This window comes from Vibrio sp. 10N.222.49.C9, assembly GCF_041474985.1.
Taxonomy (GTDB): Bacteria; Pseudomonadota; Gammaproteobacteria; order Enterobacterales; family Vibrionaceae; genus Vibrio; species Vibrio crassostreae_C.
In genome coordinates this window covers 1-384 of the sequence record NZ_JBFRVD010000890.1, presented here as the reverse complement: position 1 = coordinate 384, position 384 = coordinate 1, and the positions used below count along the sequence as shown (strand labels likewise).

Here is a 384-nt window from a genome sequence, read left to right as displayed (position 1 = left end):
CCCGTCACTGTCTCACCCTTGCTCAGCACTGCCGGTTGTGAAACGAATGGGTCTTCACTAATCGTTACTGTCAAACCACCTTGCGATACGGCTGCTCGACTTACTGTTACGTTCTGACCCACAACAACCGTGCCAGTACGCGAGTTATAAACTACCTGTGGACCATCTACGCCACGTTTGACCACTAATTCATTAATCAGCGACAAAAAAGAAACACGAGTATTCGGAGTTAAAGGCGCATCGACCTCAACAACACCCTTATTCACTGCCCTTGCTATCTCACCGCCAAATTGCTCGTTGATTCTGTTCGCAATATTTACCGATGTTTGATAGTGAGGCCTCGTAAGAGACAAAGTGATCGTCTTCTGGTTTGGAGACTCAGGC

Annotated in this window: 1 protein-coding gene; it reads right to left on the bottom strand. The window is 47.7% G+C overall.

Going from position 1 to position 384, the window contains the following annotated elements:
- On the bottom strand, positions 1-384 hold a 384-nt coding region (locus AB4585_RS26095; RefSeq protein WP_372171665.1), incomplete at both ends, for a flagellar basal body P-ring protein FlgI.